This window comes from Actinomadura sp. WMMA1423 (assembly GCF_006547145.1).
Taxonomy (GTDB): Bacteria; Actinomycetota; Actinomycetes; order Streptosporangiales; family Streptosporangiaceae; genus Spirillospora.
Genome location: NZ_CP041244.1, coordinates 25,533 through 50,929, shown reverse-complemented (window position 1 = coordinate 50,929; position 25,397 = coordinate 25,533). Strand labels below are relative to the sequence as shown.

Genomic DNA, 25,397 nt, shown 5'->3' with positions numbered 1-25,397 from the left:
TCAGGCGAGCCGGACGCGCGGGTCCAGCACCGAGTAGCCGATGTCGACCAGCAGGTTCGCGACGACCACGAAGAACGTCACCAGCAGCGTCACCCCGATGATGACCGGGGTGTCGCCGAGCGCGATGGACTGGTAGACCAGCTGCCCCACGCCCTGGAGCCCGAACACCTTCTCGGTGACGACCGTGGAGCCGATCAGCGCGCCGAGGTCGATGCCGAACTGGGTGACGACCGGGGTCAGCGCCGGGCGCAGCCCGTGCCCGCCGACGACGCGGCGCTCGGGCAGGCCCTTGGCCCGCGCCGTGCGCACGAAGTCCTCGCCGAGCACGTCCAGCATCGCGCCGCGGGTGAGGCGCGTGTAGGTGGCGACCATGAGGAAGGCCAGCGCGATCCACGGCAGGACCATCCGCCGCAGGAAATGCTCCTGAAGGGGCGGCCCGGCCTCGAACAGGTGGGCGGCGCTCCCGCCGAACCCGGCGGAGGCCAGCTGCAGCAGCGCCAGCGCCATCACGAACGGCGGGGTGGACAGGCCGACCAGCACCAGGACGGTCGCGGCCCTGTCCCACAGGCCGCGCGCCCGCATCGCGCTGAGGACGCCGAGCAGGACGCCGCCGCCGAACCACAGGACCGCGGCGCCCGCCACCAGGCACAGCGTCGTGGGGAGGCGCTCGCCGATCAGGGTGGTGACCGGCATGCCGTTGATGTAGGAGTCGCCGAGGTCCCCGCGTACCAGCCGCCCGGCGAACCGCCAGTACTGGACGAGGACGGGGCGGTCCAGCCCGAGGTTGCGGCGGATCTGGTCGAGGGTGTCGGCGGTGGCGCGCGGCCCGCCGATGACGCGCTCCACCGGGACGGGCGAGACGTGCAGGAAGACGAACACCAGGGTGGCCACCAGCCACAGCACCACGACCGCGTACAGCAGCCGGCGGAGGACGAACCGCGCCACCCGCCTCACCGCCCCCGGGGACGCGGTCGCCGCGCGGGTCGAATGCCTCGCGGACGCCCTCGCCGAGCACGTTGAACGCCAGCGTGGTCGCCAGCAGCAGGGCGCCCGGGACGGCGAGCAGCCACCAGGCGGTCTGGAAGACGTCGCCTCCCTCTCCGAGCATCGACCCCCAGCTCGGCATCGGCAGGCGCACCCCGACGCCGAGGAACGACAGCGTGGCCTCGAAGACGATCGAGGCGGGGATCAGCAGCGAGGTCAGCACGGTGATCTGGGCGGACAGGTTCGGCAGGATCTCGCCGAACATGATCCGCGCGTCGGAGGCGCCGAGGGCGCGGGCCGCCTCGATGAACTCCCGCCGCCTGAGCGAGATCACCTGCCCGCGGATCACGCGGGCGACGGCCGCGAACGAGAAGAACGCGATCATCAGGATCGTCATGGTCAGCCCGGCGGTGACCGAGGCGAGCTGGAACGTGGTCGCCAGCATGATGGCCACCAGCAGGTAGGGCAGGGCGAGCAGCATGTCCATCAGCCGGGCGAGCAGGCCGTCGAGCGCGCCGCCCGCGAAGCCGGCGAGGGTTCCCACCGCGGTCCCGGCGGCGGAGGCGAGCAGGGCCGCGAGGATGCCGACGGCCAGGGAGATCCGGGCGCCGTAGGCGGCGCGGACGAGGACGTCGCGGCCGAGCTGGTCGGCGCCGAGGGGGAAGCGCCCGCCCGGTCCGCGCGGCTGGCCGCCGGCGTCCAGGCCCGTGTCCGGGAAGGTCGCGTCATAGGGGTGGCCGGTCAGGTGCGCCCACAGCGGCGCCAGCGCGGCGAACGCCAGGATCAGCATCAGGACGGCGAGCGCCGCGACCGCGAGCCGGTCGCGGCGGAACCGGGCCCACGCGAGCTGGCACGGGGTCCGGCCCTCCACGGGCGGGGACCCGTCAGGCGCCGGCCTCGGCCGGCGGGTCTCCACCTCGGCGCAGCTGCTCATCGCGCCGCCCGCGAGGGGGTCGCGGTCCGCTCCGGTACGCGGTCCCGACCGGCGGGCGCGAACGCCGCGCGCCGTGCCTCCGCCGCCATCCGCACTCCCCGTCCGCCGATGACCCTCCGCCGGCGGCCCCGCCCCGACGAAGATCGCAACAGGTAGTCAACGTAGCACCGAGCGTCACGTCCCGCAGCCGGAGCCGCCAAGAGGCCGGGACCGCGGGCCTCGCCGCCCCCCGCCGCCGCGGCTCAGCGGACGCGGGTCCAGGCCCGCCCGTCTCCCGGGACGGCGGAGAAGTCGTACCGGACGCCGGTCCGGCCGAGCGCGACGAGGCTGACCGAGGTGGTGCCCCACACACGGCCCTCTCCCAGGTCGAGGAGGGGGAGCAGGGCGCGGTGGTCGGCGCGGGGCAGCCCGCCGCCGTTCACCAGCGGCAGCCACGCGCCCCAGGCCCGCTCCACCGGGTCCTCGGGCCGCGGCTCCGGGCGCGGCGCGGTGGCCAGGAGCGGACGGAAGTGCGCGAGCCGCGCGGCCATGTAGGCGTCCTCGGTCTCGCCCTCGAGCTGCCCCTCGCCCTCCAGCCCGCTGTTGACGATCATGTGCAGGCCGGGACCGAGGCCGCGCTCGGTGAGGGCGGTGCCGTCCCAGCTCCAGAGCCGGACCCGGCCCGGTTCGGCGCCGACGAGGTGGAACGGGTCGAACGCGGCGAGGTCCGGCAGGCCGAGCTTGCCGTCGGCGGCGACCCGCAGGGGCAGTTCCCCGCGCGAGACCCGGCCCGCCTCGGGCGCCTCCCGGCCGCGGCCGTTCAGCACCACGGCGAGCCGCGGAGCGCCGGGGTCCACCGCCAGCCAGGTGCCGCCCGCGCGCAGGTCGCGGCCGCCGACGAGGCCGGGGCGGTCCGGCCAGTGCGGGCCGGGCGGCTCCCACTCGCGGGCGACGAACTCGTCGCGCACGCCCGCGACGAGCACCGGGACGGGGGAGGCGGGATCGACACTGATGATCGCCGTGCACATGCCCCAATTGGAGCATTCCCCGGAAATACCACGTGCGGCGGGGGCGGCTAGGGCCTGAAGCGAAGTGGCCTCGGCCACGCGCGCGAACGCGTGACCTGGCCGGTGGAGCGAAGCCGGAGGCGAGCGGAGCCGGGCAGATCGCGAAGCGATGCCGCGTTCGCCCAGGCACGGTCACGTAGCGAGCCGCAAGGCGAGCGAAGTGGGCCGGGACTGCCGGAAACACAGCCTACAGCGGCGGCCAGGGGATGGCGGGCCAGTCCTCGGGGGGGTAGGGGTGGATGCGGTGCTTGAGCATCAGCTCGACGCGGCGGCGCGTGGCGTCGACCTCCTCCGCCGTGAGCAGCTCGGCGAGCCGCGCGCCGAGGGCGCCGCGCAGCCCGCCCTCGACCCGGCCGAGCGCCTCCACCGACTCGGCGGTGAGGGGCTTGCCGCGCCACTGCCACAGGACGGTGCGGAGCTTGTACTCGACGGAGAAGCAGACGCCGTGGTCGCAGCCGTACACGTGGCCGTCGCCGGGCGGCAGCAGGTGGCCGATCTTGCGGTCGGCGTTGTTGACGACGGCGTCGAAGACCGCCATGCGGCGGACGGCCTCCTCGTCGGAGCGGGACAGGCCGACGAGGTCGATGTCGGGGTCGGGCTCGACCCACAGCTGCACCATGCCGGGCCCGTAGGGGCCGTCGCGGTGGACGGTGGGCGGCACGGTGCTCCACCCCATCGCCTTGGAGACCTCGTAGGCGGCGACCTCCCGCTCGGCGAGCGTGCCGTCGGGGAAGTCCCACAGGGGCCGCTCCCCCGCGACCGGCTTGTAGACGCAGTTGGCCGACACGCCGTCGTGCTCGATCGAGCAGTAGAGGGTGGCGTTGGACGCCTGGACGAGCCGGCCCTCCACGGCGATGCGCCCGGCGGACAGCAGCCGCTCGGCGGCGGCCGCGTCGCGCGGGGACACCGGGTGCCCGGCGCCGTCCCGCCCGCCGGCGTCGCCGGCGGGCGCCCGTCCGCGGGAGGACTGCGTCATGCGTTCATTCTCCCGGCCACGTCGTCCATGATCCAGCACAGCGGGGTGTCATCTCAGCCGAGGTATCCGTTCTGGCGGGGGCACACGTGCCCCTCGCCGTCGAGCGGCAGGCCGCACAGCGGGCACGGCGGCCGCCCGGCCGCCACCACCTTCAGGGCGCGCTCGGCGAACGCGCGGGCCTGCGCCGCGCTGATGCGCACCCGCAGCACCGCGATGGCGGGGTCGTCCTCGCCGACCTCGGGCTCCTCGTCGGACTCGGTGACCTCCTGCGCCTCGATCACCACCTGCTCGTCGTCGGGGTCCCAGGCGAGCGCCATCGTGCCGACCTTGAACTCCTCCTCGACGGGTTGGTCGAGGGGGCCGTCGTCGGCGAGCTCGGACGGGGCGACCGCGGGGACGGCGGCGTCCCCGCCGCTGCGCCGCAGGACCTCGTCCAGCAGCTCCTCGAGCCGCTCGGCCAGCAGCGTCACCTGGAACTTCTCCAGGCCGACGCTGGTGACGCGGCGGCCGGAGCGCGCCTGCAGGTAGAAGGCGCGGTCGCCGGGGCGCCCGACGGCGCCGGCGACGAAACGCTCCGGCGGGTCGTAGGAGATGACGGGCATGCCAATGACCCTACGCGCCGCCGCCGACGACCGCGTCACTCGACCCGAGTCCGTCTTTCCCGGAACGTTCCTCCGGAGGTTCCGGGACCAGTCCGGCGACGTCGCCTCCGGTGTCGTTGAGCCGGACGACGAACGGGCGCGTCTCGGTGTACCGGATCACGGTGAGCGAGGCGGGGTCGGCCTGGATGCGCTGGAACTGGTCCAGGTGCAGGCCGAGGGCGTCGGCGACGACGGACTTGATGATGTCGCCGTGGCTGCACACCGCGTACAGGGCGTCCGGGCCGTGCGAGGCCGCGATCCGCCCGTTCCACTCCCGGACCGCGGCGACGGCGCGGTGCTGCGCGTCGGCCAGCGCCTCCCCCTCCGCGCCGGGGAACCGGGCGGCGCTCGGATGGGCCTGCACGACGCGCCAGAGCGGCTCCTCGGCCAGCTCCTTGAGGGGACGGCCCGTCCAGTCGCCGTAGCGGACCTCGCCGAACCGCTCGTCGGTCTCGATCTTCTCGGCCGGCTCGGCGCGCGCCGCGACGATGGCCTCCGCGGTCTCGGCGCAGCGCTCCAGGGGGCTGGAGACGACGGCGGCGAGCGGCAGCGGCGCCAGGCGGGCGGCGAGCGCGGCCACCTGCGCACGGCCGCGCTCGTCCAGGCGCACGCCGGGCGTCCATCCGGCCAGCACGGGGCCGGTCATCGCGGTCAGGCCATGCCGGACCAGGAGAAGCGTCGTCACACCGGCCACTCTAGGAGATCCACGGCGCATGGCGGCGCCCCGGATGCGCGACAATGCGTGGCGTGATCGTCGACAAGGCAATCTACGCCGGCGGGAAGCGCCGCGACTTCGAGGGCGACATCAGCGACGCCTTCGACCTCGCCCGCGAGGACGGCGAGTGCTTCCTGTGGATCGGCCTCTTCGAACCCGACGAGGCCGAGTTCGAGCTGGTCAAGGACGAGCTGAACCTGCACCCCCTGGCGGCCGAGGACGCGGTGTCCGCGCACCAGCGGCCCAAGATGGAGCGCTACGGCGACACGCTGTTCGTGGTGCTGAAGACGCTCGCCTACATCGACAAGACCTCCGACATCGAGGTCGGCGAGATCATGGTCTTCCTCGGCCGGGACTTCGTGGTGACCGTCCGGCACGGCGCCGGGAACCCGCTCGGGCCGGTCCGCGAGCGGCTGGAGGACAGCCCGGAGCTGCTCGGGCACGGCGCCACCTCCGTCCTGTACGCGGTGTGCGACGAGGTCGTCGACCGGTACGGCGTCGTCGCCCACGAGGTCGAGGTCGACATCATCGGGCTGGAGCGGGCCGTGTTCGACCCGAACGCCCGGGACGTCACCGCCGACATCTACTCGCTCAAGCGTGAGGTCCTGGAGTTCCGCAGCGCCGAGGACCCGCTCGTCCCGGTGCTGCAGGAGATCGTGAAGGGCCGCGTCGCCGAGTGCGGCTCGACCCGCGAGTACTTCCGCGACGTCCTGGACCACCTGCTGCGCGTCGACGAGCAGGTCGACTCGCACAACGAGCTGCTCAACAGCGTCCTGACCGCCCACCTGGCGCTGCTCGGCAAGCGGCAGAACGAGGACATGCGCAAGATCTCCGCCTGGGCCGCGATCATCGCCGTCCCCACCGCGATCGCCGGGATCTACGGCATGAACTTCGACCACATGCCCGAGCTGCACTGGACCATCGGCTACCCGCTGGTCGTCGCGGTGATGGCCGTCGTGTGCGTGCTGCTGTTCCGCCGCCTCCGCAAGAGCGGCTGGCTCTAGGCGTTCTAGGCGCTCTGGTCGCGGGGAGGCAAAGGGGCGGCGAGGAGCACCGCCCAGAGGTGGGACTCGGCGCCCCGGGCCTCGAGGCGCCGCCGCATCCGCTCCACGCCCGAGCGCGTGGGCAGGGCCAGCCAGACCAGCAGCGGGTAGCCGAGGACGAAGCCCACGACGAAGACGAGCTCGCTGTGGGCGACCATCGCGAGCGGGAGGCCGAGGAGGATGACGCCCTCGGCGAGGGCGAACCGCAGCAGGACCGCCTGCCGGAACATCATCAGCGCGGTCAGCGCCGCCGCGCCCTGGTCGGCGCCCGGCGCCATCGGGCGCGGCGCGCGGGGCCCGGCGAGCAGCGCCAGCAGGGCGGCGGCGGCGAGCGGGAGGTGGATCCACGGCGGCGGTCCGCCGTGGCCGTCCTCGACGATCAGCGGCATGATCGCGAGGATCAGCACGGGGGCGGCCAGCAGCGCCAGCATCATCGTGCGCATCCGGCCGAGCTCGGTTCCGCCGCGCAGCGAGGCGAGGTAGCCGGGGTCGTCGCCGGGGCCGGCGCCGAACACCGGCGCCACGCTCGGCCCGCCGTCGCCCTCCGGCGTCTTCGGCGAGTACATCGAGAACGGGGGTGGCGCCATGGCTGCGAACTCTAGCCCGGCGGGGCCCGGCCGCAATAGATCCTCACCAGGATCTTCGTGCCGCCGGCGCGTGCGGCCCGAGCGGTCGCTCGCTTTCCGCGCGGCTCGCGCGGACCGATAGATTGGCCGCCTATGAAGGAGCGTCACCTCGGGCGGAGCGGGCTGCTGGTGTCCCGGCTGGGCCTCGGCACCATGACCTGGGGCCAGGACACCGACCCGGACGAGGCGGCGGCGCAGCTCGTCGCGTTCGTGGAGGCCGGGGGCACCCTGGTCGACACCGCCGACGTCTACAGCGACGGCGACAGCGAGCGCATCCTCGGCCACCTGCTGCGCGAGCTGGTCGACCGGGACGACCTCGTCGTCGCGACCAAGGCCGCGATCAGGCCGAACGGGCGCTACGACGGTTCCCGGAGGCACCTGCTGCGCGCCCTCGACGCCTCTCTCGACCGCATGGACCTCGACCACGTCGACCTGTGGCAGCTGCACGTCTACGACCCGGCCACGCCGCTGGAGGAGACGCTGTCGGCGCTGGACGAGGCGGTCTCGTCCGGCCGGGCCCGGTACGTCGGGGTCTCCAACTACGCCGGATGGCAGGTCTCCAAGGCGGCGGCCTGGCAGCGGGCCTGGCCGGGCCGCGCGCCGATCGTGTCCGCGCAGCTGGAGTACTCGCTGCTGCGCCGCGACATCGAGCGGGAGGTCGTGCCCGCCGCGCTGGACGCCGGAGCCGGCCTGCTGCCGTGGTCGCCGCTCGGCCGGGGCGTCCTCACCGGCAAGTACCGCACCGGCATCCCCGCCGGGTCGCGCGCCGCCGCCCCGCACTTCGCCGACTTCGTCCAGCCGTACCTGGACGAGGAGTGCGCCCGCATCGTGGAGTCGGTGGTGACCGCCGCCGAGGGCCTCGGCTGCTCCCCGCTCGCCGTGGCGCTCGCGTGGGTCCGCGACCGGGCGGGCGTCGCCGCGCCGATCGTCGGCGCCCGGACCGCCGCGCAGCTCGGCGCGATCCTCGCGAGCGAGGAGGTCACGCTGCCGAACGAGATCCGCGGCGCGCTGGACGACGTCTCCGACGTCTCCGACACGACGTCCCACCCGTGAGCGAACCGCCCGTGAGCGATCCGTCCGCGCGTCTTCCGTCCGCGCGTGTTTCATCCGTGAATCCCAGGACCGTCCGTGGCACCCTCTGGACGGTCCACCGCCGACCGCGACCAGCCGTGACGGGAAGCCCGTGACCGACACCCCTGACCACACCCCCTCCCCCGCCGAGCGCAAGGCGCGCGCCGAGGCCGCCATGCGCGCCGCCGAGGCCGCCGCCGGCGCGCTCGACGTGCGGGACGCCCCCGAGCCCGCGCAGGCGCCGCCGCCCGAACCCGGCCGGACCCCGGAGGAGGGCCTGCGCGCCCTCGAGGCGCTGCTCGCCGAGACGGGCGCGCCCGCCGCGCTCGCCGCCCGGACCGCGGCGCGGCTCGGCCCGTCCGCCGCCGGCCGGCTGCGCGAGGACCCGTGGCGGCTGCTGAGCGTCCCCGGCGTCCGGCCCGAACAGGCCGACCACTTCGCCCGCGCCCTCCTCGGGGACGGCGCCCGCCCCGACGACCCCCGCCGCGGCGGCGCCCTGGTCCTGCACCTGCTGACGGAGGCGGCCCGCCAGGGCCACACGGTCACGCCCGCCGCCGACGTGCTGTCCGCGCTGGAGCGCCTGCGCTACCCCGACCCGCCGCGCGCCGTCGAGGCGGCGCTGGACGAGGCGGAGGTCCTGTCGCTCACCGAGGAGCCCGAGTTCGACGAGGAGGCGTTCGAGGAGGACGCCGAGCCCGCGGAGCCGGAGGAGACGCTCGGCCCGGCGCGGTGGGCGCTCGCCGAGGAGGCGGCGGCCGAGGGCTTCCAGCGCCTGACGCTCACCGCCGCGCCGCTGCTGGACGACACGGCGCTGAAGGAGCTGCGCGACGGGCTCGCCGAGGACCGCTCCCTCGCCCTCACCGCCGCGCTGCGCACCGGCGTCAGCATCCTGCGCGGCACGCCCGACGGGCTCGCGGGCACGGTCGCCGCGATCGCCTCCGCCGCCGCGTCCCAGGGCGTCCGCACGGCGGTGGCGGCGCCCACCGACCGCGCCGCGGCCGACCTCGCCGCCGGTCTCGGCGAGGGCGTCGCGGTGACCAGCCTGCACCGGCTGCTGGAGCCCCGCGAGGACCCCTCGGCCGCGCCCGGGGCCGTCGGCTACGGGCGCGGCGAGCAGCGGCCCTTCGAGCTCGACCTCGTCATCGTGGCCGACGGCGCGGCGCTCGACGTCGAGCTGTGCGCGGTGCTGACCGAGGCGTGCCCCGACGGCGCCCACCTCGTGCTGTGCTGCGAGCCGGACGCCCCGCCGCCCGCCGGTCCCGGCCGGCCGCTGGACGACCTGGAGGCGTCGGAGACCGTGCCCGTCGTGGCGCTTGACGACGGGCCGCCGGCCGGCCCGCTCGGCGAGCTGACCGAGTCGGTGCGCGGCGGCGGGCTGGCCGCCGTGGACGCCCCCGGCCGCGAGGTCGTCATCGTGCCCGCCGAGGGCGCCGCGGAGGCGGTCCACCGGGCCGTCCAGCTCGTCGCCGACTCGATTCCCCGCGCCCTCGGCATCCCCGTCGAGGACGTCCAGGTCGTCGCTCCGGCGGCGGGCGGCGACGCGGGCGCCGGCGCCCTCAACGCCGCGCTCAAGGCCCGCCTGAACGCCGGCCCCGGCGCGTTCGGCGGCATGGACCCCGGCGACCGGGTGGTCGTCGCCGCGCCGCTCCCGCACGCCCCGCTCGGCGAGACGGGCGTGGTGGCGGGCGGCGGCCCGCACGGGCTGGAGGTCGACTTCCCGGGCGGTGCCGCGGTCGTCTCCCCGGCGGAGGCGTCCCGGCTGCGGCACGGCTGGGCGGTGCCGGTGGCGCTCGCGCGCGGGACCCGGCGTCCCGCCGTGGTCGCGGTCCTGGCGGCGGACGGGCTGTCGCGTCCGCTGGTGGCCACCGCTTTCGGGCTCGCGCGCCGCCACCTGTCGGTCGTGCAGGCGGCCGGACCCGCGCTGGCCAGGGCCGTCCGCGAGGACGGGGCCCCGGCGCGGCGCACCAGGCTCGCACGGCTGGTGGCCCAGTGAGGTACTGACAGGTAAAGAAACCCCCGTGTCGCGGTTTACGGGCGGCCCCGTATGGGACACGATGTCAACAAGGGTCAGGGAACGGCATCGGGTGGGTGGAGGAGCGACATGCCCCAGCGGCTCAGGCGGCTAGGTACGGCATCGGCGACGGTCTCGGCGGGGGCGCTCGTCCTGGTGCTCGCCGCCCCGGCGGCCGGCGCGGCGGCGGAGACGTGCAAGAAGGGCGTCGATCCCCAGAGCACGATCGAGAACTGGAAGTGCAACCTCGGCAACCTGCGCGAGGGGCTCACCCCGAAGCCCACTCCGACGCCGGCGCCGACGAAGACCGTGAAGCCCGCCCCGCAGAAGACCTCCAAGAAGACGAGGACGCCGGCCAAGGCGCCCGCCAAGGCCCCGCGCAAGCCGTCCTCCGCGCCGAGAGGCGGCCAGGGGGCGGCCCCGTCCGGGCCCGCCCCGATGACGGCGCCGGGCAGCCTCAAGCCGTACAAGGGGCAGGCCCCGTCCACCGCATCGGGGCTTCCCGGCGTGCTCCCCACGCCGGAGATCGCGGCCGACCCGTACGCGAACGCGGCCGGCGGGACGGCCGCCGCGCCGCAGACCCGGCTCATCTCCCCCGTCGCCGCGTCCGGCCAGGACAACGGCCAGCTGCTGCTGGTCGCCGCCGCGGCCGGGGCCGCCGGCGCCGTGGGCGCGCTCCACGTCAGCGTCGCGGGCCGCGCGCTGCGCCGCCGCCGGGCACGCTGAGGCCGTCGCGGGCCGCGGTCCGCCGCGGCCCGCCGGGCGTCACGCGGACGCGCCGCCGATGGAGTGCAGGCCGCCGTCCACGTGGACGATCTCGCCCGTCGTCGCGGGGAACCAGTCCGACAGCAGCGCCGCGCAGGCGCGGGCCGTGGGCTCGCTGTCCTTGATGTCCCAGCCGAGCGGGGCCGCCTTCGGCCACATGTCCGTCATGCCCTCGAACCCGGGGATGCTCTTGGCCGCCATCGTCGCGAGCGGACCCGCGGCGACGAGGTTCACCCGGATGCCCTGCGGGCCCAGGTACTTGGCCAGGTAGCGGGCGCACGACTCCAGGCCGGCCTTCGCCACGCCCATCCAGTCGTACACCGGCCACGCCTTGGTGGCGTCGAAGTCGAGGCCGACGACGGAGCCGCCGTCCTTCATCAGCGGCAGGCACGCCATCGTCAGCGACTTCAGCGAGTACGTCGAGGCGTGCACGGCGACGGCGACGTCCTCCCACGGCGTCTCCAGGAAGTTGCCGCCGAGCGCGGTCTGCGGCGCGAAGCCGATCGCGTGGACCACGCCGTCGAGGTGGTCGAAGCCGCTGTCGCGCAGGTTCCCGGCGAGGGCGCCGAGCTGGTCGGCGTCGGTGACGTCGAGCTCCAGCACCGGAGGCGGGTTGTCGGGCCCGGACGGCAGCCGCTTGGCGGTCCGCTGGGTGAGGGTCGGCCGCGGGTAGGCGGTCAGGACGACCTCGGCGCCCTGCTCCTGCGCGATCCGCGCGACGTGGAAGCCGATGGAGGCGTCGGTGAGGACGCCGGTGACCAGGATGCGCTTGCCTTCGAGGATTCCCATGACTGTCAGTGCCCCATTCCCAGGCCGCCGTCGACCGGGATCACGGCCCCGGTGATGTAGGCGGCGTCCTCACTGGCCACGAACCGGACGGCCTTGGCGACCTCCTCCGGCTTCGCGATGCGGCCGAGCGGCACCGCGGCGGTGATGGCCTTCTGCTGGTCCTCGCTCAGCACCGCCGTCATGTCGGTGTCGACGAAGCCGGGCGCCACCACGTTGACCGTGATGCCCCGCGACCCGAGCTCGCGGGCGAGCGAGCGCGCGAACCCGACCATGCCGGCCTTGGACGCGGCGTAGTTGGACTGCCCCGGCGAGCCCATCAGCCCCACGACCGAGGAGACCAGCACGATCCGCCCCGTGCGCTTGCGCATCATGCTCTTCACCGCGCGCTTGGCCACCCGGAACGAGCCCGTCAGGTTGGTGTCCAGGACGGAGGTGAACGACTCCTCGCTCATGATCGCCAGGAGGGTGTCCTTGGTGATCCCCGCGTTGGCGACGACCACCTCGACCGGGCCCTGCTCCGCCTCCACCTTGCCGAAGGCCGCGTCGACGTCCTCGGCGCTGGTCACGTCGCACCGGACGCCGAACAGCCCCTCGGGCGGCTCTCCCGACCGGTAGGTGACCGCGACCGCGTCGCCCGCCGCGGCCAGCTCGCGGGCGATGGCGAGGCCGATGCCCCGGTTACCGCCGGTCACGAGGACAGAGCGACTCATCAGGACCCTCTCGTTGTACTGCTCGTTGGCTGCTGCCCGACACTAGCGGCCCCGGCGCCCGCTGCGGATGTGCCGAACCGACAAGATCCCGTCACCTCCCTTTGTTCGGGCGCCTCGCGGCCCGCCGGGACGGGCGCGGACCGGTAGGTTGCGGAGGGTGCATGACATCGATCCCGCCTTCACCGCGCTGCCGCTCCGCGCGCTGGCCGACGCGGCGCTGTCCCGCGCCAGGGAGCTGGGCGCCGAGCACGCCGACTTCCGCCTGGAGCGCATCCGCAGCCAGACACTCCGCCTGTACGACGCCGCTCTGGAGACCGCCCTGGACGCCGACGACGTCGGGCTGTCGGTGCGGGTCGTCAAGGACGGCACCTGGGGCTTCGCCGCCGGCATCGACCTGACGCCCGAGGGCGCCGCCCGCGTCGCCGCGCAGGCGGTGGAGGTCGCCGCCGTCGCCAGGGCCGTCAACCGGGAGCCGATCGAGCTGGCCCCCGAGCCCGTCCACGGCGAGCGCACCTGGGTCTCGGCGTACGAGACCGACCCGTTCGAGGTGCCGACCGCCGACAAGGTCGCGCTGCTGGCGGACTGGAGCCGCCGGCTGCTCGGCGACGACCGCGTCGACCACGTCGACGCCACCATGCTCCAGATCAAGGAGAACAAGTTCTTCGCCGACCTCGGGGGCACGGTCACCACCCAGCAGCGCGTCCGGCTGCACCCCGTGGTGAACGCCGTGGGCATCGGCGACGGCCTGTTCGACACGATGCGCACGCTGGCGCCGCCCGCCGGGTACGGCTGGGAGTGGCTGTCGGGCGCGCACTGGGACTGGGACGGGGAGCTCGCCCGCATCCCCGAGCTGCTCGCCGAGAAGCTCGCGGCGCCGTCGGTGGAGCCGGGGCCCTACGACGTCGTCGTCGACCCGTCCAACCTGTGGCTGACGATCCACGAGTCGATCGGCCACGCGACCGAGCTGGACCGCGCGCTCGGCTACGAGGCCGCCTACGCGGGCACCTCGTTCGCCACCCCCGACAAGCTCGGGAGCCTCCAGTACGGCTCCAAGGCCATGAACGTCACCGGGGACCGGACGACCGAGCACGGCCTGGCCACCATCGGCTACGACGACGAGGGCGTGGAGGCCCAGTCGTTCGACATCGTCTCCGAGGGCGTGTTCACCGGCTACCAGACCGACCGGCGCATCGCCCGCCTCACCGGCGCCGAGCGCTCCAACGGCTGCGCCTTCGCCGACTCCTCGTCCAGCATGCCGATCCAGCGCATGGCGAACGTCTCGCTCAGGCCCGCCGAGGGCGGCCCGTCCACCGAGGAGCTGATCTCCGGGGTCGAGCGCGGCATCTACATCGTCGGCGACAAGAGCTGGTCGATCGACATGCAGCGGTACAACTTCCAGTTCACCGGGCAGCGGTTCTTCCGCATCGAGAACGGCCGCCTCGCCGGGCAGCTGCGCGACGTCGCCTACCAGGCGAGCACCACCGACTTCTGGAACTCGATGGAGGCCGTCGGCGGTCCGCAGACCTACGTGCTCGGCGGCGCGTTCAACTGCGGCAAGGGCCAGCCGGGGCAGGTCGCGTCGGTCAGCCACGGCTGCCCGTCGGCGCTGTTCCGCGGCGTCAACATCCTCAACGCGCTGAAGGAGGCCGGCCAGTGAGCACGATCAGGCCGCAGGAGGCCGTGGAGCGGGCCCTCTCGCTGTCGCGCGCCGACGACTGCGTCGTCATCGCCGACGAGTCGAGCACCGCGAACCTGCGCTGGGCCGGCAACACCCTCACCACCAACGGCGTGACCCGGTCCAGCCGCCTCACCGTCATCGCGCTGCGCCACACGGCGGACGGCGTGGCCGCGGGCGTGGTGTCGCGCTCGGCCGTGGGCGCGGGCGACATCGAGGAGCTGGTGCGCGCCGCCGAGGCCGACGCCGCGGGCAACGAGGCCGCCGAGGACGCGCGGCCGCTGGTCGCCGAGGGGCCGCCCGCCGGCGGCGCCGGATGGGACGACGACCCCGCCGAGACCGGCATCGGGGTGTTCGAGGGCTTCGCGCCCGCGCTCGGCGAGGCGTTCGCCGCCGCGCAGGCCGGCGACCGGCGCCTGTACGGGTTCGCCAACCACGTCCTCACCTCCACGTTCCTCGGCAGCTCGGCGGGCCTGCGGCTGCGCCACGACCAGCCGACCGGCCTGCTGGAGCTGAACGCCAAGGGCACGGGCGGCTCGGCGTGGGCCGGCGTCGGCACCCGCGACTTCACCGACGTCGACGTCCCCGCCCTCACCGGCGACCTCGCCCGGCGGCTGGACTGGGGAGAGCGGCGCGTGGAGCTGCCCGCCGGTCGCTACGAGACGATCCTGCCGCCCTCCGCCGTCGCCGACCTGATGATCTACCTGTACTGGTCGGCGGGCGCCCAGGACGCGCAGGACGGCCGGACCGTCTTCAGCGCTCCCGGCGGCGGCACCCGCGTCGGGGAGCGGCTCGCCGGCCTGCCCGTCACCCTGGCGAGCGACCCGGCCGCCCCGGGCATGCAGTGCGCCCCGTTCGTGATCGCGCACTCCTCCGGCCGCGAGTCGTCGGTGTTCGACAACGGGCTCGCGCTCGGCCCCACCGACTGGATCGCCGACGGCGCCCTCGCCTCCCTCACCCAGACCCGGCACTCCGCCGAGCGCACCGGCCTGCCGGTCACCCCCGCCGTCGACAACCTGGCGATGAGGGGGCCGGAGGGCGGCGCCTCCCTGGAGGAGATGGTGGCCCGCACCGAGCGCGGGCTGCTGCTCACGTGCCTGTGGTACATCCGGGAGGTCGACACGCAGAGCCTGCTGCTGACCGGCCTCACCCGCGACGGCGTCTACCTCGTCGAGAACGGCGAGGTCGTGGGGGCGGTGAACAACTTCCGGTTCAACGAGAGCCCGGTCGACCTGCTGTCGCGGCTCGCCGAGGTCGGCGAGACCGGCCCCACGCTGCCGCGCGAGTGGTCCGACTACTTCACCCGCACCGCCATGCCGCCGGTCCGGGTCCCCGACTTCCACATGTCGACGGTGAGCCAGGCGACCTGACCCGCCGCGGCACCGGGACGGCGGGACGCCCGCGGGCCGGGAGCCGGACCCCGCCGAGGGGCCCCGCCGTCCCGTGGCCGTGAAGGTCCGGACGGCGGGCGCCCCCGGCGCTAGGCCCTCCGCGGGCTCACGCGTCCTCCAGGCGGAAGCCCACCTTCATGGTCACCTGGAAGTGGGCCACCTCGCCGTCCTCGATGTGGCCGCGGACCTCGGTCACCTCGAACCAGTCCAGGTGGCGCAGGGTCTGCGAGGCGCGCCGGACGCCGTTGCGGATCGCGGCCTCGACGGTGTCCGGCGAGGTCCCCACGATCTCGGTCACGCGGTACGTGCGATCGGTCATTCGCTCCTCCAGAAGTTTTGCCCGGTACCGCCGGTGCGGGTCGGACTCCATGGGCTTACCGTGGAATGGTGAAGGTCAATCCCCGCCACCACCGCGAGCCGGCGGTCTACACGGTCACCGACGCTCCCCGCCCCATGTCGGAGGACATCGGCCACCGCCAGCGGCGGTACCTCGTGTCCATGGCCGTCCGCACGCTCTGCTTCGTCGGCGCCGTGGTGGCCGCGGTGGCGGGCGCGCCGTGGTGGCTCGCGGTCCTCATGGTGGTCGCGGCCGCGATCCTGCCCTACGTCGCCGTCGTCTTCGCGAACGGGGGCGCGCGAGCCGACGGCCCGGGCGGCCTTCGACGACCGCGCCGGCAGGGAACACAAGCCGGTTTCCGGACAGCGTCCGGAAATCCGGTCGTGACATTCTCTTGACTAACCGCGGGGGGTTTCGGTGTACGATTTGTACCGGCGCTCTGGTCCCCCGTCGGAGCGCCCGTGCCGGTGTTCCGGGCCCCCGTCGGAACACCGATGATGCGGCGCCGGGTGGATTGCCCCCGTATCCACCCGGCGCCGCTTTTCAATGCCCGGGGCGTCCCATGAAGCCGCGCGGTGCCGCGGATGACCCTCCGCGGACCGGCCGTTGACCGCCCTCCCGGGCCGAAGCACATCCTCGCGGAAACGCAAGCGGTCCCGGCTGGCCTGCTCCGGCCAGGGTCCCGAAACCGGGCCCTCCGCCCCTTCCCGCCCTGATCCGCGCGGGGCGCGGCGCCTCCCCCGGCCCCTCCCCGCCGGGACGTCCCGGTCCCCGGCCGATCCCCTCCCCGGGCCCGCCGCGTACTGCTGAGCGGCCTCACCCCGACGCTCCGAAGAGTGGGCCGCCCACCCCTTGACGGAGGGGGACGTTGAGACGAACATCACGTCTGCCCCATTGAGACACATCCGTTCTGTGTCTCACCCGGCGGGCCGTCGACCCACGGCGCGACGCGGCCCGCACCCCCGCCCGGGAAACGGAGACCGGCCATGAGCGCATTCGACGACGTTCCTGAGTGGGCACCCCGGACCCCACCGGAGCCGGGCGGCCCGGAGTCCCCCCACGTCTTCCTCGGCGCCTCCCACCCCGGCCCGCTCCCGCGCCGCGGCAGGGGCGGCTCCGAGGGGGAGCCGTTCGACGCCTTCAAGCGGCCGGGCCGCACACCCCGCCCCCAGGGCCCGGCGCACGCCGCCGCCAAGTCCGCCCGGGGGCCCTGGAGCCTCGGCGGGGGCCGGCCGCCGAGGCGCGTCGGCGGCATCCTGCTCGGGCCGCTGGCCGGCGCGGTCGGTCTCGTGCTCCTCGGCGGATTCGGCGCCTACGCCCTCGCCTCGGCGGGCGGCGGGTGCTCCGGCGGCGGCGCGGTGACGCTCGACGTGGCGGTGGCGCCGGACGTCGCGGCCGCGGTGGCGCGGGCCGCGGACCGGTTCAACGACGCCGGGCACGAGGTGGACGGGCGGTGCGCCCGCGCGCGGGTGCGCGCCACCGATCCGGCCGCGGTCGCGACGCTGCTGTCCGGAAAGGGCGTGGCCGGGGTCGCCCGGCGGCCGGACGTCTGGATCCCCGACTCCTCGCTGTGGACCAAGCTCGTCGAGGGGCCCGCCCAGGCGGCCCGGCCCCGGGGGACCCGGGCCGCCTGGGCGGGATCGCCTCGACCCCGATCGTGCTGGCGATGCCGCGCGGCCTGGCGACCCAGCTGCGCAACCTCGGCGCGCCGGAGCGGCCGTCCTGGAAGGACCTGCTCGCCGCGGCCGGGACGGCCTCGGACGCCGAGCAGGACCCGGCCGCCGGGCAGGGCGGCGGAGTGATCCCGCCGCGGCTGCTGCGGCTCCAGGTCCCCGATCCGGGCCGCAGCTCGACGGGCATGGGCTCGCTGATCCTGGCCGGCGCGCTGCTCGCGGACGCTCCGGAGGGCGAGGCGTCCTTCACCGGCGTGGTCCGGACGATCCGGGAGGGCGTGGCGCCCTCGGTCGAGGCCGAGCTCGCCGCCTTCACGGCCTTCGACCAGGGCAGGTCCGACCGCTACCCGGTCGCCCTGGCACCCGAGCAGGCGGTGTTCGCCTACAACGCGCGGCGTCCGGCCGAGCCGGCGGTCGCGGTGCACCCGGCGGAGGGCACGGTCTACCTCGACCACCCGGTCACCGTCCTGGCGGAGGACCGGGCCAAGGCCGGCGCCGCGCGGTCGCTGGCCGCGGCGCTCACGGACAGCGCCACCCGCGACGACCTCCAGCGGCTGGGCTTCCGGACGCCCGGCGGGGCGGCGCCCTCGTCGTTCTCCGCGCGGACCGGCCTGGACCCGCGCCCGCCGCGGGCGCTCCCGGACGCGCCCGCCGCGGACGTGCGGCGCACCATGCAGTCGTGGGCCCAGCTGTCGCTGAGCATCCGGATGCTGAGCGTGATCGACGTGTCGGGCTCGATGGACGAGGGGGTCGCGCCGGGGGTGACGCGGTTGCAGTCCACGGTCCGCACGGCCCAGGGCGGGCTCGCGCTGCTGCCGGACGACAGCGAGCTCGGCCAGTGGGTCTTCTCCACCGAGCTGGAGGGCGACCGGGACTGGCGCGAGCTCGTCAGCGTCGGGCCGCTCAACGAGCGGCTCGGGTCGGCGACCCGGCGGCAGCTCGTGCTGAGCGCGTTCGCGCGGATCCGGGTGAAGAAGCACGGCGACACCGGCCTGTACGACACGGTCATGGCCGCGTTCGACTACATGAAGCGGACCTACAAGCCGGAGTACGTGAACTCGGTCCTGCTGTGGACGGACGGCAGGAACGAGGACCCCCGCGGCCCGTCCCTGGAGGAGACCCTCGACCACATCCGCCGCGAGTACGACCCGGAGCGGCCCGTCCAGGTCAACATGCTGGGCTACGGCTCGGGCGTGGACGTCGAGGAGCTGCGGCGCATCGCGGCGGTGACGCACGGGGACGCCTACGTGGCCGAGACGCCCGGGCAGATCCAGAAGATCTTCCTCAGGGCCGTCTCGCGCCGGGTCTGCGAGCCCGGCTGCTGACCGCGCAGGCCGCCCGGCCCCGGCGGGGCCGCCCCTTCCCTCTCGTATTTGATTCTAGAACTCTGTTCGAGTTAACTTAGCGTTCTGTTAGTAACGCAGGCGAGAGGGGCACGGCGTGCGCCGCACCGTTTTCAACGAGGACCACGAGGCCTTCCGGGAGACGATCCGGGACTTCATCGAGGCCGAGGTGGCCCCGGTCTACGAGGAGTGGGAGAACGCGGGCCATCCCCCGCGCGAGTTCTACAACAAGCTGGGCGAGCTCGGCGTGTTCGGCATCCAGGTGCCCGAGGAGTACGGCGGCGCGGGCGAGACCAGCTTCAAGTACCAGGCCGTGGTCTCCGAGGAGTGCGCCCGCGCCGGGGTGAGCTTCGGCGGCTACGGGGTGCACGTCAACCTCGTCCTGCCCTACCTGCTGAAGTACGGCTCGGAGGAGCAGAAGAAGCGCTGGCTGCCGCCGTTCGTGTCCGGCGAGATGATGACGGCCATCGCGATGACCGAGCCCGGCACCGGCTCGGACCTCGCCGGCATGCGGACCACGGCGAAGCGGGACGGCGACCACTACGTCCTGAACGGCGCCAAGACGTTCATCACCGGCGGCGTCCTCGCCGACCGGGTGCTCGTGGTGGCCCGGACGTCCGAGGCCACGCCGGAGAACCGCCGGGCGGGCCTGTCGATCCTGGCCGTGGACACCCGGAGCGAGGGCTACGCGGTCGGACGCAAGCTGGAGAAGATCGGTCTGCGCAGCTCCGACACGGCCGAGCTGTCGTTCAGCGACGTCCGGGTCCCCGTGGAGGACCTGCTCGGCGAGGAGGGGCGCGGGTTCGAGTACCTGACGCACAACCTCGCGGAGGAGCGCCTCGGCATCGCGACCAGCTCCTACGCGTCGGCGGCGGCCGCCGTGGAGTTCGCCCGCCGGTACGTGCGGGAGCGCACCGTCTTCGGCAAGACCGTCTCGTCGTTCCAGAACACCAAGTTCGTGCTGGCCGAGTGCGCCACCGAGGTCGAGGCCGCCCGCTCACTCGTCGACCGCTGCATCGAGGCGCTGGACGCCGGCGAGCTCACCCCCGCCGACGCCGCCGTCTGCAAGCTGTTCTGCACCGAGGTGCAGGCCCGCGTCGTCGACAAGTGCCTCCAGCTGCACGGCGGCTACGGCTACATCCTGGAGTACCCGATCGCGCGCCTGTACGCCGACGCCCGGGTCACCCGGATCTACGGCGGCACCAGCGAGGTGCTCAAGACCATCATCGCCAAGGACATCCAGGTCTGACGGAAGGGCTCGCGCACATGACCGGAACCCGGGTCGCCATCGTCACCGGCGCCGCGCGCGGCATCGGCGCCGCCACCGCCGTCCGCCTCGCCAGGGAGGGCTTCGCCGTCGCCGTCTGCGACCTCGACGAGGCCGCCTGCGCCGGCACCGTCGAAACGATCACCAAGGACGGCGGCACCGCGCTGGCCGTCGGCGTCGACGTCGCCGACACCGCGCGGGCGAACGCCGCCGTCGCGCGCGTCGCCGCCGAGCTCGGACCCCCCGTCGTCCTGGTGAACAACGCCGGCATCACCCGCGACAACCTGCTGTTCAAGATGTCCGACGACGACTGGGACTCGGTCCTCTCGGTGCACCTGCGGGGCTCGTTCCTGATGACCCGCGCCGCGCAGGAGCACATGACGAAGGCCGGATGGGGCCGGATCGTGAACCTGTCGTCGGTGTCGGCCCTCGGCAACCGCGGCCAGGTCAACTACTCGGCGGCCAAGGCGGGCCTCCAGGGCTTCACCAAGACGCTGGCGATCGAACTCGGGAAGTTCGGCGTCACGGCCAACGCGATCGCGCCGGGGTTCATCGCCACCGAGATGACGGCCGCGACCGCCGCCCGCGTCGGCGTCGGCTTCGAGGACTTCAAGGCCGCCGCGGCCAAGGAGATCCCCGTCCGGCGCGTCGGCGTCCCCGAGGACATCGCGGGGACCGTCGCGTTCCTGGTGAGCGACGACGCGTCCTTCGTGTCCGGGCAGGTCATCTATGTGGCCGGTGGTCCCCGCGCGTGACGGGGCGGCCCGCGTGCGGGACCGGGAGGGGACCGAGGAGTCGCTGCGGGCGGCGGCGGTCGCGCTGCTGCGGCGCGGCGGCGTCCTCGCCGGGCTGAACCTGCGCCAGGTCGCCGACGAGGCCGGGGTCAACCGCGGGCTGGTCTACCAGTACTTCGGGTCGCGCCGGGCGCTGCTGCGCTCGGCGCTGTTCCACCGCTCGCGGCCGAACGCCGAGGACGCGGTGGAGGCGGCCGGGCTGCCGCTGCGCGAGCGGCTGGCGCGGCTGTTCTGGACGAGCCTGCGCCACCCCGAGCCGGTCCGGCTGGCGACGCTGCTCGTGCTGGACGGCGACGACCGGCCCCGCGTCCTGCTCAACCGGGGCGCGGGCCGCGAGGACCTCGCCGCGGAGGCGGCGCGGGGGGACCTGCCGGTCGAGGACGTGGCGGCCGTGCAGGCGGCCATCGCCTCCACGATCTACGGGTACACGCTGCTGCGCGAGCACCTGGCGCGGGAGATCGGCGTGCCCGCCGACGAGCTCGACGAGCGCATGGCCCGCTGCGTGGAGGCCATGTTCACCCGCCGCCCCGGCTAGCGGGGGCGGGCCGCGGCGAGCCGTCCGGCGAGAACGGCCGGGGCCTCGACCAGGGACGGGCCGTACCAGGTGAGGAGCCGGCCGCTGACGAGCGCGGCGTCGAGCCCGGGGAAGCACTCCGGGCCGTCGTCCTCGGTGAAGCGGTACGGCTCGTCCGGCAGGACGACGAGGTCGGCGCCGGCCGCGTTCAGCTCGTCCAGCGGGATCTTCGGGTAGCGCTCGGGATGCCCGGCGTAGACGTTGGAGACGCCCAGGCGGGACAGGACGTCGCCGGTGAAGGTGTCGCGCCCGACGACCATCCACGGCCGCCGCCAGATCGGGATCACCGCCGCCCGGGGCTCCCCCGGCGCGACCCGCGACCAGACGCGGGACGCCTCCTCCAGCCATCCGGGCGCCGCAGGCACCCGGCACGCCTCGGCCAGCATGCGCCGCAGCGACGCCAGGGCCTCCTCGACCGTGCGGATCCGCGTCATCCACACCGCGACGCCCGCCGCGCGGAGCGCCTCGACGTCGGCGGGACGGTTCTCCTCGGTGTTGCCCACGACGACGTCGGGCCGCAGCGCGATGATCCGCTCCAGGTCGGGGTTCTTGGTGCCGCGCACGCGCGGCACGTCGAGGCCCTCGGGATGGGTGCACCAGTCGGTGGCGCCGGCCAGCAGCTCCGGCGCGGTCGCCGCGACCGTCTCGGTCAGGGACGGGACGATCGACACGACGCGGCGCACCCGGTCCGGCAAGCGGACCGGGGCGCCGGTGTCGTCGCGGGCGGCCATCGGCGGACGGTCCTCAGACGTTGCGGCGGTACTGGCCGCCGACCTCGAAGAAAGCGTCGGTGATCTGCTGGAGGCTGCACACGCGCGCCGCGTCCATCAGCACCGCGAACACGTTCCCCCCGGACCGGGCCGCGTCCTTGAGCGCGGCGAGCGCGGCCCGCGCCTCGTCCCCGTGCGCCCGCTGGTAGCCGCGGACGCGGTCGAGCTGGGACCGCTTCTCGTCCTCGGTGGCGCGGGCGAGCTCGATCGTCTTCGGGGTCCCGTCGCCGGACTCCGGGGTGCGGAAGGTGTTGACGCCGATGATCGGCAGCGAGCCGTCGTGCTTGCGCTGCTCGTACAGCATCGACTCGTCCTGGATGCGGCCCCGCTGGTAGCCGGTCTCCATCGCGCCGAGCACGCCGCCGCGCTCGCTGATGCGGTCGAACTCCGTGAGCACGGCCTCCTCGACCAGGTCGGTCAGCTCGTCGATGACGAACGACCCCTGGAGGGGGTTCTCGTTCATCGCGAGGCCCCACTCGCGGTTGATGATGAGCTGGATCGCCAGGGCCCGCCGCACCGACTCGGCCGTCGGCGTGGTGACCGCCTCGTCGTAGGCGTTGGTGTGCAGGCTGTTGCAGTTGTCGTAGATGGCGATGAGCGCCTGCAGCGTCGTGCGGATGTCGTTGAAGTGCATCTCCTGCGCGTGCAGGGAGCGCCCGGACGTCTGCACGTGGTACTTGAGCTTCTGGCTGCGCTCGTTGGCGCCGTACCGGTCGCGCATGGCCACGGCCCAGATGCGCCGGGCCACGCGTCCCAGCACGTTGTACTCCGGGTCCATGCCGTTGGAGAAGAAGAACGACAGGTTGGGCGCGAAGTCGTCGATGTCCATGCCGCGCGCCAGGTAGGACTCGACGTAGGTGAAGCCGTTGGCGAGGGTGAACGCGAGCTGGCTGATGGGGTTCGCCCCGGCCTCGGCGATGTGGTAGCCGGAGATGGACACCGAGTAGAAGTTGCGGACCTTGTTGGCGATGAACCACTCCTGGATGTCGCCCATCATCCGCAGCGAGAACTCGGTGGAGAAGATGCAGGTGTTCTGCCCCTGGTCCTCCTTGAGGATGTCGGCCTGCACGGTGCCGCGCACGGTGGACAGCACCCGCGCGCGGATCCGCGCGGCCTCCTCCTCGGACGGTTCGCGCCCGTTCTCCTCGTAGAAGGCGTCCAGCCCCTGGTCGACGGCGGTGTTCAGGAAGAACGCCAGGATCGTGGGCGCGGGGCCGTTGATGGTCATCGACACCGAGGTGGTCGGCGAGGACAGGTCGAACCCGTCGTAGAGCGCCTTCATGTCGTCCAGCGTGGCGATCGACACCCCGGACGTGCCGACCTTGCCGTACACGTCGGGACGCTCGTCGGGGTCGCGCCCGTACAGGGTGACCGAGTCGAACGCGGTGGACAGGCGCGTCGCGGGCTGGCCCTCCGACAGCAGCTTGAAGCGGCGGTTGGTGCGGAAGGGGTCGCCCTCCCCCGCGAACATGCGGGCGGGGTCCTCGTTGTCGCGCTTGAACGGGAACACCCCGGCGGTGAACGGGAACCGCCCGGGCAGGTTCTCGTTGCGGAGGAAGCGCAGCAGCTCGCCGTGGTCGGTGTAGCGCGGCAGGGCGACGCGGGGGATCCGGGTGCCCGACAGCGACTCGCGCGCGAGCGCGGTGTGCAGCTCCCGGTCGCGGATCCGCACGACCTGCTCGTCGCCGGAGTAGGACTCCACCACCGCGGGCCAGCCCTCGACCAGCTGGGCGTTCCCCGGCTCCACCTCGCGGCGCGCCTTCTCCAGCAGGGCCTCGACCTCGGAGGCGTCCGTCAGCTCGGCACGGACCTCGTCCAGCCGCTGGACGCGCCGCACCGCCTCCATCTGCCTCACCGTGTCGGCGTGGTAGCCCCGGACGGTCTCGGCGATGTCGGACAGGTACCGCACGCGGTTCGGGGGGATGACGGTCGCGGCGCCGGTCGGCACCTTGGTCGCGACCTCGGGGAGGGCACCGTCCTCCAGGCGCAGGCCGTGCTCGCCCAGCAGCCCCCCGAGGTGCTGGTAGAGCGCCGTGACGCCGTCGTCGTTGAACGTGGCGGCGCTGGTGCCGAACACCGGCATGTCGTCGGGGCGCCGCCCGAACGCCTCCCGGTTGCGCACGAGCTGGCGGCCCACGTCGCGCAGCGCGTCGGCCGCGCCGCGCCGCTCGAACTTGTTGATCGCCACCACGTCCGCGAAGTCGAGCATGTCGATCTTCTCGAGCTGGGACGCGGCGCCGAACTCCGGCGTCATCACGTACAGCGACACGTCGACCAGCGGCACGATCGCGGCGTCGCCCTGCCCGATGCCGGGCGTCTCCAGGACCACCAGGTCGTACCCGGCGGCCTTGCAGGCGGTGATGATGTCCTCGACGTTCTCGGGCAGCTCCCGCGCACCCCGGGTCGCCAGGGAGCGGAAGAACACGCGGTCGCCGTCCAGGGAGTTCATCCTGATCCGGTCGCCGAGCAGCGCGCCGCCGCCGCGCCGCCGCGTCGGGTCAACGGCGAGGACCGCGACGCGCAGCCGGTCGCCCTGGTCGACGCGCAGCCGCCGCACCAGCTCGTCGGTGAGCGAGGACTTCCCGGACCCGCCCGTCCCGGTGATCCCGAGCACGGGGACGCGCCGCCCGGCCGCAGCCTCGGCGAGCCGCGCGCGGTCGTCCGCGGGCAGGTTCCCGGCCTGCAGGCAGGTGACGGCCCGGGCGAGGGCGCGCCGCTCCCCCGCCAGCACGTCCTCGACCGGCACCGGCTCGGCGGCCAGGTCGACGTCGCACTCGCGGACCAGCTCGTTGATCATGCCGGGCAGGCCGAGCCGCTGGCCGTCCTCCGGGGAGAAGATCCGCACGCCGGCGTCCGAGAGCCGCGCGATCTCCTCGTGCACGATGACGCCGCCGCCCCCGCCGAACACCTTCACGTGCTCGGCGCCGGCCTCCTTCAGGCTGCGCGACAGGTACTCGAAGTACTCGACGTGGCCGCCCTGGTAGGAGCTGATCGCCACGCCCTGAGCGTCCTCCTCCAGGACGGCGTCGACGACCTCCCGCACGGAGCGGTCGTGCCCGAGGTGCACCACCTCGGCGCCCTGGGACTGCAGGATGCGCCGCATGATGTTGATGGCCGCGTCATGGCCGTCGAACAGCGCCGCCGCCGTCACGAAGCGCACCGGGTGCACCGGCGCGTGCAGCTCCCCCGTCACCGTCTCCACCTCAACCCTTGGACATCCAATATTTGGAAGTTAAAGTAGTTTCCGTGCGCGACGCAGTCA

Annotated in this window: 23 protein-coding genes and 1 pseudogene; 12 read left to right on the top strand and 12 right to left on the bottom strand. The window is 74.2% G+C overall.

Going from position 1 to position 25,397, the window contains the following annotated elements; genetic code table 11:
- The 6 genes and pseudogenes from FKD65_RS00250 to FKD65_RS00225 form a co-directional block, all read right to left on the bottom strand.
- On the bottom strand, positions 1-945 hold the full coding sequence (locus tag FKD65_RS00250) for an ABC transporter permease (protein WP_141575029.1): 945 nt from the start codon (positions 943-945) through the stop codon (positions 1-3).
- Between the two features lie 91 nt (positions 946-1,036).
- Positions 1,037-1,918 (bottom strand): annotated as a pseudogene (locus FKD65_RS00245) (ABC transporter permease); the annotation flags it as partial.
- 242 nt (positions 1,919-2,160) lie between these two features.
- Positions 2,161-2,925, bottom strand: a complete 765-nt coding sequence (locus FKD65_RS00240; protein WP_141575027.1) for an NRDE family protein — start codon at positions 2,923-2,925, stop codon at positions 2,161-2,163.
- 226 nt (positions 2,926-3,151) lie between these two features.
- Positions 3,152-3,940 (bottom strand): SCO1664 family protein, encoded by a 789-nt coding sequence (locus tag FKD65_RS00235; RefSeq protein ID WP_141575024.1) that lies wholly within the window; start codon positions 3,938-3,940, stop codon positions 3,152-3,154.
- 53 nt (positions 3,941-3,993) lie between these two features.
- Positions 3,994-4,542, bottom strand: a complete 549-nt coding sequence (locus tag FKD65_RS00230; protein WP_141575022.1) for a DUF3090 domain-containing protein — start codon at positions 4,540-4,542, stop codon at positions 3,994-3,996.
- 10 nt (positions 4,543-4,552) lie between these two features.
- Entirely contained in the window at positions 4,553-5,266 is a 714-nt protein-coding gene (locus tag FKD65_RS00225; protein WP_141575019.1) for an MSMEG_4193 family putative phosphomutase, read from the bottom strand.
- A gap of 53 nt (positions 5,267-5,319) precedes the next feature.
- On the opposite strand from FKD65_RS00225, the gene corA reads away from it, so the two are divergent.
- Positions 5,320-6,300: a magnesium/cobalt transporter CorA gene (gene corA / locus FKD65_RS00220; RefSeq protein WP_240809906.1), complete on the top strand. Its 981-nt coding sequence runs from the start codon at positions 5,320-5,322 to the stop codon at positions 6,298-6,300.
- Positions 6,301-6,305: 5 nt separating this feature from the next.
- On the opposite strand, the gene FKD65_RS00215 is transcribed toward corA, so the two are convergent.
- On the bottom strand, positions 6,306-6,926 hold the full coding sequence (locus FKD65_RS00215) for a hypothetical protein (protein ID WP_240809900.1): 621 nt from the start codon (positions 6,924-6,926) through the stop codon (positions 6,306-6,308).
- A 132-nt stretch (positions 6,927-7,058) separates the two neighbouring features.
- Here FKD65_RS00215 and FKD65_RS00210 point away from each other — a divergent pair, with 132 nt between their 5' ends.
- From FKD65_RS00210 to FKD65_RS00195, 3 genes are all read left to right on the top strand, one after another.
- Positions 7,059-8,018, top strand: coding sequence for an aldo/keto reductase (locus FKD65_RS00210; protein WP_141575014.1), 960 nt, complete (start codon positions 7,059-7,061; stop codon positions 8,016-8,018).
- Positions 8,019-8,148: 130 nt separating this feature from the next.
- The gene (locus FKD65_RS00200; RefSeq protein ID WP_240809905.1) at positions 8,149-10,029 is read left to right on the top strand and encodes a helix-hairpin-helix domain-containing protein; all 1,881 of its coding nucleotides are present in this window, start codon (positions 8,149-8,151) and stop codon (positions 10,027-10,029) included.
- A gap of 108 nt (positions 10,030-10,137) precedes the next feature.
- Positions 10,138-10,773, top strand: coding sequence for a hypothetical protein (locus FKD65_RS00195; RefSeq protein ID WP_141575012.1), 636 nt, complete (start codon positions 10,138-10,140; stop codon positions 10,771-10,773).
- 39 nt (positions 10,774-10,812) lie between these two features.
- Here the strand turns inward: FKD65_RS00195 and fabI are convergent, their stop codons facing one another.
- Both fabI and FKD65_RS00185 read right to left on the bottom strand, forming a co-directional pair.
- Positions 10,813-11,601 carry an enoyl-ACP reductase FabI gene (fabI, locus tag FKD65_RS00190; RefSeq protein ID WP_141575010.1) on the bottom strand — a complete coding sequence of 263 codons (789 nt, stop codon included), beginning with the start codon at positions 11,599-11,601 and terminating at the stop codon, positions 10,813-10,815.
- Positions 11,602-11,606: 5 nt separating this feature from the next.
- Positions 11,607-12,311: a beta-ketoacyl-ACP reductase gene (locus FKD65_RS00185; protein ID WP_141575008.1), complete on the bottom strand. Its 705-nt coding sequence runs from the start codon at positions 12,309-12,311 to the stop codon at positions 11,607-11,609.
- 157 nt (positions 12,312-12,468) lie between these two features.
- On the opposite strand from FKD65_RS00185, the gene FKD65_RS00180 reads away from it, so the two are divergent.
- Together FKD65_RS00180 and FKD65_RS00175 are read left to right on the top strand one after the other, a co-directional pair.
- The gene (locus tag FKD65_RS00180; RefSeq protein WP_205718487.1) at positions 12,469-13,968 is read left to right on the top strand and encodes a TldD/PmbA family protein; all 1,500 of its coding nucleotides are present in this window, start codon (positions 12,469-12,471) and stop codon (positions 13,966-13,968) included.
- A 5-nt stretch (positions 13,969-13,973) separates the two neighbouring features.
- Positions 13,974-15,356 carry a metallopeptidase TldD-related protein gene (locus FKD65_RS00175; protein WP_141586181.1) on the top strand — a complete coding sequence of 461 codons (1,383 nt, stop codon included), beginning with the start codon at positions 13,974-13,976 and terminating at the stop codon, positions 15,354-15,356.
- A gap of 127 nt (positions 15,357-15,483) precedes the next feature.
- Here FKD65_RS00175 and FKD65_RS00170 read toward each other — a convergent pair whose 3' ends face one another.
- Entirely contained in the window at positions 15,484-15,696 is a 213-nt protein-coding gene (locus tag FKD65_RS00170; protein WP_141575004.1) for a dodecin, read from the bottom strand.
- A gap of 68 nt (positions 15,697-15,764) precedes the next feature.
- On the opposite strand from FKD65_RS00170, the gene FKD65_RS00165 reads away from it, so the two are divergent.
- The 6 genes from FKD65_RS00165 (at position 15,765) to FKD65_RS00140 (ending at position 21,326) form a co-directional block, all read left to right on the top strand.
- Positions 15,765-16,112: a DUF3099 domain-containing protein gene (locus FKD65_RS00165; protein WP_240809904.1), complete on the top strand. Its 348-nt coding sequence runs from the start codon at positions 15,765-15,767 to the stop codon at positions 16,110-16,112.
- A 588-nt stretch (positions 16,113-16,700) separates the two neighbouring features.
- The gene (locus tag FKD65_RS45255; RefSeq protein WP_141575002.1) at positions 16,701-17,516 is read left to right on the top strand and encodes a substrate-binding domain-containing protein; all 816 of its coding nucleotides are present in this window, start codon (positions 16,701-16,703) and stop codon (positions 17,514-17,516) included.
- Positions 17,405-18,712: a VWA domain-containing protein gene (locus FKD65_RS00155; protein WP_368367282.1), complete on the top strand. Its 1,308-nt coding sequence runs from the start codon at positions 17,405-17,407 to the stop codon at positions 18,710-18,712. Before FKD65_RS45255 ends, FKD65_RS00155 begins: the two co-directional genes overlap by 112 nt.
- Positions 18,713-18,827: 115 nt before the next feature.
- Positions 18,828-19,979: an acyl-CoA dehydrogenase family protein gene (locus tag FKD65_RS00150; protein WP_141574998.1), complete on the top strand. Its 1,152-nt coding sequence runs from the start codon at positions 18,828-18,830 to the stop codon at positions 19,977-19,979.
- Positions 19,980-19,996: 17 nt separating this feature from the next.
- The gene (gene fabG, locus FKD65_RS00145; protein ID WP_141574996.1) at positions 19,997-20,752 is read left to right on the top strand and encodes a 3-oxoacyl-ACP reductase FabG; all 756 of its coding nucleotides are present in this window, start codon (positions 19,997-19,999) and stop codon (positions 20,750-20,752) included.
- 13 nt (positions 20,753-20,765) lie between these two features.
- Entirely contained in the window at positions 20,766-21,326 is a 561-nt protein-coding gene (locus tag FKD65_RS00140; protein ID WP_168220894.1) for a TetR/AcrR family transcriptional regulator, read from the top strand.
- Here the strand turns inward: FKD65_RS00140 and FKD65_RS00135 are convergent.
- Both FKD65_RS00135 and icmF read right to left on the bottom strand, forming a co-directional pair.
- A complete protein-coding gene (locus tag FKD65_RS00135; protein ID WP_141574991.1) occupies positions 21,323-22,096 on the bottom strand; it encodes a helical backbone metal receptor in 774 nt (257 codons plus the stop codon). The genes FKD65_RS00140 and FKD65_RS00135 overlap by 4 nt on opposite strands.
- A gap of 13 nt (positions 22,097-22,109) precedes the next feature.
- Entirely contained in the window at positions 22,110-25,328 is a 3,219-nt protein-coding gene (gene icmF, locus FKD65_RS00130) for a fused isobutyryl-CoA mutase/GTPase IcmF (RefSeq protein ID WP_141586179.1), read from the bottom strand.
- Positions 25,329-25,397: the final 69 nt, after the last annotated feature.

Excerpts from the sequence above, each read along its gene's own strand:
- FKD65_RS00240 (WP_141575027.1), bottom strand. The coding sequence starts at position 2,925 with ATGTGCACGGCGATCATCAGTGTCGATCCCGCCTCCCCCGTCCCGGTG.
- FKD65_RS00235 (WP_141575024.1), bottom strand. The coding sequence starts at position 3,940 with ATGACGCAGTCCTCCCGCGGACGGGCGCCCGCCGGCGACGCCGGCGGG.
- FKD65_RS00230 (WP_141575022.1), bottom strand. The coding sequence starts at position 4,542 with ATGCCCGTCATCTCCTACGACCCGCCGGAGCGTTTCGTCGCCGGCGCC.
- corA (WP_240809906.1), top strand. The coding sequence starts at position 5,320 with ATGCGTGGCGTGATCGTCGACAAGGCAATCTACGCCGGCGGGAAGCGC.
- FKD65_RS00215 (WP_240809900.1), bottom strand. The coding sequence starts at position 6,926 with ATGGCGCCACCCCCGTTCTCGATGTACTCGCCGAAGACGCCGGAGGGC.
- FKD65_RS00210 (WP_141575014.1), top strand. The coding sequence starts at position 7,059 with ATGAAGGAGCGTCACCTCGGGCGGAGCGGGCTGCTGGTGTCCCGGCTG.
- FKD65_RS00195 (WP_141575012.1), top strand. The coding sequence starts at position 10,138 with ATGCCCCAGCGGCTCAGGCGGCTAGGTACGGCATCGGCGACGGTCTCG.
- fabI (WP_141575010.1), bottom strand. The coding sequence starts at position 11,601 with ATGGGAATCCTCGAAGGCAAGCGCATCCTGGTCACCGGCGTCCTCACC.
- FKD65_RS00185 (WP_141575008.1), bottom strand. The coding sequence starts at position 12,311 with ATGAGTCGCTCTGTCCTCGTGACCGGCGGTAACCGGGGCATCGGCCTC.
- FKD65_RS00170 (WP_141575004.1), bottom strand. The coding sequence starts at position 15,696 with ATGACCGATCGCACGTACCGCGTGACCGAGATCGTGGGGACCTCGCCG.
- FKD65_RS45255 (WP_141575002.1), top strand. The coding sequence starts at position 16,701 with ATGAGCGCATTCGACGACGTTCCTGAGTGGGCACCCCGGACCCCACCG.
- fabG (WP_141574996.1), top strand. The coding sequence starts at position 19,997 with ATGACCGGAACCCGGGTCGCCATCGTCACCGGCGCCGCGCGCGGCATC.
- FKD65_RS00135 (WP_141574991.1), bottom strand. The coding sequence starts at position 22,096 with ATGGCCGCCCGCGACGACACCGGCGCCCCGGTCCGCTTGCCGGACCGG.